Below are 4994 nucleotides of genomic sequence, written 5' to 3' on the forward strand. Positions count from 1 at the left end.
GCGCAGCCCGGCTCGGATCACCAGCTCGCCTTCGTCAACACGCTGTGCTCCTCGGTGCTGTCGGCCGGTCATGTTGCGACGCTGGCGGCCCTGCTCGACCGCGACCCCGCCGAGTCGGGGCTGGCCGGCCTCGACATCGACACGGACCTGCGGTGGCGGATCGTGACGGCGCTGGCCACCGCGGGCGCTGTCGACGCCGACGGGCCCGCGACACCGTTCATCGATGCCGAGATTCAGCGCGACCCGACCGCCGCCGGCAAGCGTCACGGCGCGCAGGCCGCGACGGCCCGACCCCAGTTGCAGGTCAAGGACGCAGCTTGGACGACGGTGGTCGAGGACGACACCCTGGCGAACATCACCGCCCGATCGATCATCGCCGGCATCGCCCCGCCGGGGCAGGCCGAGTTGCTCAGGCCGTTCACCGGGCGCTATTTCGAGGCGATCTCCGGGGTCTGGGCGCGCCGATCCAGCGAAGTCGCCCAGACGGTCGTGATCGGCCTGTACCCGCACTGGGACATCAGTGACGACGGCGTCGCCGCCGCGGACAAGTTCCTGTCCGACCCACAGGTGCCGGCGGCGTTGCGACGCCTGGTGCTCGAGGGCCAGGCGGGGGTGAAGCGTTCGTTGCGGGCGCGCCGATTCGACGCCGGCGGGGACTGAGCCCCCACCGCAACCTAGGCCGGCGAAATCCCGGCGCTCAGCACGCGGATCGCGCTGACCAGGCCATCGACCAGGTCACCGCGCTCGAACGCCGAAGACGCGGCGGCGACACCCAGCGGTGCAGCCGACTCGGCGCCGCGGCCGCGAACCTGCGTGCCGTAGACCACCTCGATGACCTTCTGGTCGGGCGACACGGCCAGCAGCACCGCGTTGTCCGGCGTCGGCACGTCGGCCAGGATCGCGCGGGCCCGCGCGGCGGTGTCGCTGCCCAGGTCGCCCAGATAGATCGCGAAGCGCGTCTTGGATGCCCGAGAGCCGAACTTCAGCGCATCGTCCACGGCGACCAGGTCTTTGGTCGAAAACGGGAATTGCACCGACAGCTCACCCGGCTCGGTGACGCCGGAGACCCGTCCGCTCGTGGTGATCACCGACCCGTGGGGCAGCTCGGTGGGTTCCCTCGTCGCTACCTCACCACGTGCCACTGGCGCCACCTCCGACTGCGAATTCCGACGTACCGTGCCCGCCGTGGGCGTGGCCGACGTCTTCGCCGGTGGCTGCCCACAGGATCGGGGGATGCGTCCACTTCTCGCCCAACTTGTAGGCCGCCGGGTGGGGCCCCTTGTGGGACCAGATCAGCGCCGACAGCAGGATCACCAACAGCAGCGGTATTCCGACGATTAACAGATGGACATGCATAGGACTCACGACGCAAACCGTATCCCACGAAGCGATCGCCCGGCGCGACCGGACACCCGATTGCCGATCAGGCCGCGCCCTCGCCCAGATACCGGGCCCACGCCGGATCCAGTTCCTTGACGGTCGACAGCAGCCGCCAGTGCTGCCCGGTCGGCGGCAGCGGCGGGCGGCGTAGCGCCCAGCCGAGCTCGCTAAGCAACTTGTCGCCCTTGCGGTGGTTGCAGTTCGAGCAGCAGGCGACGCAGTTCTCCCAGGAATGGTCCCCGCCGCGGCTGCGGGGCAGCACGTGGTCGACGGTGTCCGCCTTCGAGCCGCAGTAGGCGCAGCAGAATCGGTCGCGGTGCATCAGCGCGGCGCGGGTCATCGGGACGCGCGCCCGGTAGGGGACCCGGACGTAAGACCGCAGCTGGATCACCGAGGGCACCACGATCGAGCTGGTCGCCGAGTGGATGACCGGGCCGGCTGGATCGTGGTGGACTACGTCGGCCTTTCCGCAGATCACCATGACGATCGCGCGGCGCAGCGGCAGCGCGGTCAGCGGCTCATAGGTGGAATTCAGCAGCAGGACCCGCCGGCGACTCCAGATGGAAGCGCCCTCCACGCGGACGGGCGGATGGAGCTCAACACTATGCAACGACGACGCGGTTGTGGGTCCGGTTGACCCTGCCGCGGCTACCTGACTGCGGTGCCTGCGGCGTCTCTTGCCCTGCGCCATAGATCCTCCGCGAACAGTCCACCATGATTCGCCGTCGATCGCACCCTATTGCAGGTGAACGCCGTGTCGATCCGGTGAACACCGGGCATGGGGCCGGGCCGGCTCCCCTTGGCGCCGCCAGGATGCACCACAATGGACGGCGATGGATCAGGTGACAGAGTCCTTCTACGACGCGGTCGGCGGTGCCGAGACTTTCCACGCGATCGTGTCCCGCTTTTACGCCCAGGTTCCCGAAGACGAGATCCTGCGTGAGCTGTACCCGCTGGACGACCTCGAGGGTGCGGAGGAACGCTTACGGATGTTCCTCGAGCAGTACTGGGGCGGCCCGCGCACCTACTCCGACCGGCGTGGGCACCCCCGGCTGCGCATGCGTCACGTGCCCTTCCGGATCACTCCCCTGGCGCGCGACGCGTGGCTGCGCTGCATGCACACGGCCGTCGCGTCGATCGATTCGCAGACGCTCGACGACGAGCACCGCCGCGAGTTGCTCAACTACCTGGAAATGGCTGCCGACTCACTGGTCAATTCGCCCTTCTAGATGCCTCGCAACCGAACGGAGCAGCATGAGCCCCGCAGCATGGTGGTCGAACGCGGTCTTTTACCAGGTCTATCCGCGATCGTTCGCCGACAGCAACGGTGACGGCGTCGGCGACATCGACGGGATCGTCGCCCATCTGGATCACCTGGAGCGGCTCGGCATCGATGCGATTTGGCTCAGCCCGGTCACCGTCTCACCCATGGCCGACCACGGTTATGACGTCGCCGATCCGCGCGACATCGACCCGCTGTTCGGCGGGATGCCCGCGATCGATCGGCTGATCGCGGCGGCGCACCGGCGGGGCATCAAGATCACCATGGACGTGGTGCCCAACCACACCAGCTCTGCGCACCCGTGGTTCCAGGCGGCGCTGGCCGCCGGCCCAGGCACCGACGCCCGGGAGCGCTACCACTTCCGCGACGGCAAGGGGCGCGACGGCGCGCTGCCACCGAACAACTGGACGTCGGTCTTCGGCGGATCCGCCTGGACACGGGTGGTCGAGCCGGACGGCAACCCCGGCCAGTACTACCTGCACCTCTTCGACGCCGAGCAGCCAGACCTGAACTGGGAGAATCCGGAGGTCTTCGAGGACTTCGCGACATCGCTGCGGTTCTGGCTGGACCGGGGGGTGGACGGCTTCCGCATCGACGTAGCGCACGGGATGGCCAAGCCGCCCGGGCTGCCCGACGCCGAGGCAGACGTCAAGGTGCTGAGCCACACCGACGACGACCCGCGTTTCAACAACCCAGGCGTGCACGACATCCACCGGAAAATCCGCAAGGTCGTCGACGAGTATCCCGGGGCGGTGACCATCGGCGAGGTATGGGTGATGGACAACCTGCTCTGGGCCGAGTATCTGCGGCCCGACGAATTGCACCTCGGCTTCAACTTCCGGTTGACCAAGATCGACTTCGACGCCGACCAGATCCGTGACGCCATCGAGAACTCGCTCGCTGCCACCGCGATCTATGACGCCGTCCCGACCTGGACGTTGTCCAACCACGACGTGGAACGCGAGGTGACTCGCTACGGCGGCGGCGACATCGGGCTGCGCAGGGCTCGGGCCATGGCGATGGCAATGCTGGCCCTGCCGGGCACGGTGTTCATCTACAACGGCGAAGAATTGGGCCTGCCCGACGTGCTGGATCTGCCCGAGGAGGTGCTGCAGGACCCGACCTGGGAACGGTCCGGACATACCGAGCGGGGCCGCGACAAGTGCCGGGTGCCGATGCCGTGGTCGGGCGAGGAGCCCCCGTTCGGGTTCTCGTCGTCGTCGCAAACGTGGTTGCCGATGCCCGAGCAGTGGGCGGCCCTGACCGTCGAGAAGCAGAGCGGCGATCCCGACTCCACCTTGTCGTTCTTCCAGCGGGCACTCGAATTGCGAAAGCGCCGCGTCGAATTCGATGGCGACGGCGTCGAGTGGCTGGATGCGCCCGGCGGCGCCGTGATCTTCCGGCGCCCCGGTGGGCTGGTCTGCGCGCTCAACGGCGGCGAATCGCCGGTGCCCCTGCCACCGGGCGAGCTGATGCTGACGAGCGCACCGCTGCTTCAGGGGAAACTGCCACCCGATTCCGCGGCCTGGCTGGCGTAGCCTGCCGGGGTCACGCCGCCGAAGTCACGGTGAGCATTTCGCGGCGGACTGATCTATATGTTGTGCATGGCTTCCTACGAGTGGACAGTGATCGGTGCCGGGCCGGCGGGCATCGCCGCGGTGGGGAGGCTGCTGGATCACGGGGTCTCGGGCGAAGGGATCGCCTGGGTTGATCCGGCCTTCGCGGGCGGCGACATCGGCCGGAAGTGGCGGTCTGTCTCCAGCAACACCCATGTCGCGCTCTTTCTCGAGTATTTCCACGGCTCCAAGGCATTTCGGTTCTCCGAAGCACCGCCCATGCCGCTCAAGGAGATCGATCCGCAAGAGACCTGTGCGCTCGGTCTGGTCGCCGAACCCCTGGTGTGGATCACCGAGCAGCTGCGTGAGCAGGTCGACGCCTTGACGACGACCGCCAGCGCGCTGTTCTTGGAGAACAGACAATGGCGGGTCGAGACGCAACAGCGCGACATCTTCGCCAAGAACGTGATCCTGGCCGTCGGCGCAGAGCCCAAAAGACTTTGCCACCCCGACCTCGAGGAGATCGGAGTCCAGGTCGCCCTGGACCCCGACAGGCTGGCCGAAGAGCCGCTCGAGGGCGCGACGGTCGCCGTGTTCGGCTCGTCGCACTCGTCGATGATCGTGCTGCCGAACCTGCTGCGCCACCCCGTCAAGCGCATTGTCAATTTCTATCAGAGCCCACTGAAATACGCTGTCTACCTGGACGATTGGATCCTGTTCGACGACACCGGACTGAAGGGCCAGGCGGCCGCCTGGGCGCGCGAGAACATCGACGG

At 67.8% G+C, this 4994-nt stretch carries 7 protein-coding genes; 4 read left to right on the forward strand and 3 right to left on the reverse strand.

Annotated features, from left to right (window positions below):
- A partial coding sequence (locus A5652_RS13755; RefSeq protein WP_197513953.1) for an ERAP1-like C-terminal domain-containing protein occupies positions 1-660 on the forward strand: 660 nt, incomplete at its 5' end.
- 14 nt (positions 661-674) lie between these two features.
- Here the strand turns inward: A5652_RS13755 and A5652_RS13760 are convergent.
- The 3 genes from A5652_RS13760 to A5652_RS13770 all read right to left on the reverse strand — a co-directional run bounded on the left by A5652_RS13760 (position 675) and on the right by A5652_RS13770 (position 2071).
- A complete protein-coding gene (locus A5652_RS13760) occupies positions 675-1142 on the reverse strand; it encodes a DUF5130 domain-containing protein (RefSeq protein ID WP_067351917.1) in 468 nt (155 codons plus the stop codon).
- Entirely contained in the window at positions 1129-1356 is a 228-nt protein-coding gene (locus tag A5652_RS13765; RefSeq protein ID WP_067351922.1) for a hypothetical protein, read from the reverse strand. The genes A5652_RS13760 and A5652_RS13765 overlap by 14 nt, the downstream gene beginning before the upstream one ends.
- Positions 1357-1423: 67 nt before the next feature.
- Positions 1424-2071 carry an HNH endonuclease gene (locus tag A5652_RS13770; RefSeq protein ID WP_067351926.1) on the reverse strand — a complete coding sequence of 216 codons (648 nt, stop codon included), beginning with the start codon at positions 2069-2071 and terminating at the stop codon, positions 1424-1426.
- A gap of 151 nt (positions 2072-2222) precedes the next feature.
- On the opposite strand from A5652_RS13770, the gene A5652_RS13775 reads away from it, so the two are divergent.
- From A5652_RS13775 to A5652_RS13785, 3 genes are all read left to right on the forward strand, one after another.
- On the forward strand, positions 2223-2609 hold the full coding sequence (locus A5652_RS13775; RefSeq protein ID WP_156745326.1) for a globin: 387 nt from the start codon (positions 2223-2225) through the stop codon (positions 2607-2609).
- Between the two features lie 25 nt (positions 2610-2634).
- The gene (locus A5652_RS13780; RefSeq protein ID WP_067351934.1) at positions 2635-4200 is read left to right on the forward strand and encodes a glycoside hydrolase family 13 protein; all 1566 of its coding nucleotides are present in this window, start codon (positions 2635-2637) and stop codon (positions 4198-4200) included.
- Between the two features lie 87 nt (positions 4201-4287).
- Positions 4288-4994, forward strand: a 707-nt coding sequence (locus A5652_RS13785; RefSeq protein WP_067351936.1) for a pyridine nucleotide-disulfide oxidoreductase, incomplete at its 3' end; no start/stop codon positions are given.

It is taken from the genome of Mycobacterium sp. 1165178.9 (assembly GCF_001673555.1).
Classification (GTDB): domain Bacteria; phylum Actinomycetota; class Actinomycetes; order Mycobacteriales; family Mycobacteriaceae; genus Mycobacterium.

Excerpts from the sequence above, each read along its gene's own strand:
- A5652_RS13765 (WP_067351922.1), bottom strand. The coding sequence starts at position 1,356 with ATGCATGTCCATCTGTTAATCGTCGGAATACCGCTGCTGTTGGTGATC.
- A5652_RS13770 (WP_067351926.1), bottom strand. The coding sequence starts at position 2,071 with ATGGCGCAGGGCAAGAGACGCCGCAGGCACCGCAGTCAGGTAGCCGCG.
- A5652_RS13780 (WP_067351934.1), top strand. The coding sequence starts at position 2,635 with ATGAGCCCCGCAGCATGGTGGTCGAACGCGGTCTTTTACCAGGTCTAT.